Here is a 1,474-nt window from a genome sequence, read left to right on the forward strand (position 1 = left end):
GTCCCCCAGCAGTATCACCCCACGCCGGCCAGCATCACGCGTGGATCGGCGGCGGTGGCAGCTCGCACGCGGGTGGCGCGCCGCCGCCACAACCAGGTCGTCCGCCCCATGAGGGGCGACGACCTGAGCCCTGACCGGCAGGCGTCCACCAGTCCCACCGGCACACTGATCGCGGGATGGCCGGCCACGTTGAAACCCCAGCACGGGTCGCCGGTGACAATATTCGGCTCGTGCTGGTCATAGCCGTGGCAGCAGCGCCGGCCGTCGAAGCGGTCCGCGAGCGCACCGCCGTACAGCAGGACGAGTGCCTTCGGCAGCGCGCCGATGCCCATCACCAGACCGGCGCCGGCCGGGGTGGAGACCTGAGCGGCACTCCAGGCCAGGCCGACGTACCAGGCCATGTCGCCGGCTACGAGACGGCCGTCGACAGGACCCAGCCGTGCACCCGACGGTCCCTCCGGAGCGGCGGAAAGACCTCGATGGTCATGGCCGGGCCGGCACCGCGTGCGCGAAGAAGAAGACCTTGTGGGCGTCGTCGCCCCCGGACGGCGCGTCGGCGTACTCGCGGACCAGGTCCTCGATCCGTTCACTCAGCTCATCGAGTCGGTCCGGCGTCAATGTGAGCCATCTCTCGGTCGCGTACGCCGCCCGCACCCAGGGCTCCTCGTACTGGTACCGGAGGTTGAACCACTCCCGCACCTTGCCGGCGTGATGGGCCAGGTTCGCGTCCTCGGCGGTGGCCGCGACCAGCTCGGCCGCGGGATCACCCTCGGCGTCCGCGATCGACCACGAGTACTCGGACGTGTCGGCGACCTTCCACCACCGCTCGCGCCGGTTCCGGGCGAGCTCCGGAGCCTCGGCGATCACCCTGGCCGCGCTCAGAACCTTGAGGTGGTGGCTGATGTTGCCGACCAGTTCCCCGGTCGCCCCGGCCAATCGGGAAGCGGTCGCGGGGCCACCGACGTGCAGGAGGTCGAGCAGCCGGCGGCGGAGCGGATGGTGGATCGCGGCGAGCACCGAGGGCTCGGCCCGACGACGGTTTGCGGGGGTCATGCCCACACCGTAGGACTCACAAGAACTCTTGCACAAGAATTCTTGTGACCGCCTCCGGCGCCCCGACCAATCTCTATCGGTGCACTAGACATAGTCGCATGGTGAGATGAGGTCTCAGAATGCAGGATTGGGAGTTGATTTGTCCGGCGCGGGCGCTGACGCTTATCAGCATGCTCGCTGCCCGCTCCACTCATCTCGTAGGTCGGATTCACGTCGACCTCGGGCGGATGCGCAGCGCCATCTGTTGTCCTTCGATGTTCTGACAGCCACCCTGCCGGGCCAACGACGGCCCCTGATCACCCCGATCACCGCTGGGTGCGTACCGCGGAACGCATCGAACCGACGACGCTTCGATCCCGCAGCCCGCGGACGCACCTGTCACGAGGACAAGGACACCCTCCCGGATGACTGGCGTCACGTC

2 protein-coding genes are annotated in these 1,474 nt (G+C 68.6%); both read right to left on the reverse strand.

The window, feature by feature from the left end:
* Nucleotides 1-14 precede the first annotated feature (14 nt).
* Nucleotides 15-401, reverse strand: coding sequence for a hypothetical protein (locus E1218_RS35725; protein WP_132327448.1), 387 nt, complete (start codon nt 399-401; stop codon nt 15-17).
* An 82-nt stretch (nt 402-483) separates the two neighbouring features.
* The gene (locus tag E1218_RS35730) at nt 484-1,053 is read right to left on the reverse strand and encodes a helix-turn-helix domain-containing protein (protein ID WP_132327449.1); all 570 of its coding nucleotides are present in this window, start codon (nt 1,051-1,053) and stop codon (nt 484-486) included.
* Between the last annotated feature and the right edge of the window lie 421 nt (nt 1,054-1,474).

Origin of the sequence: Kribbella turkmenica, assembly GCF_004348725.1 — a bacterium.
Classification (GTDB): Bacteria; Actinomycetota; Actinomycetes; order Propionibacteriales; family Kribbellaceae; genus Kribbella; species Kribbella turkmenica.

Coding starts and splice junctions, on each gene's coding strand:
- E1218_RS35725 (WP_132327448.1), bottom strand. CDS start 401: ATGGCCTGGTACGTCGGCCTGGCCTGGAGTGCCGCTCAGGTCTCCACC.
- E1218_RS35730 (WP_132327449.1), bottom strand. CDS start 1,053: ATGACCCCCGCAAACCGTCGTCGGGCCGAGCCCTCGGTGCTCGCCGCG.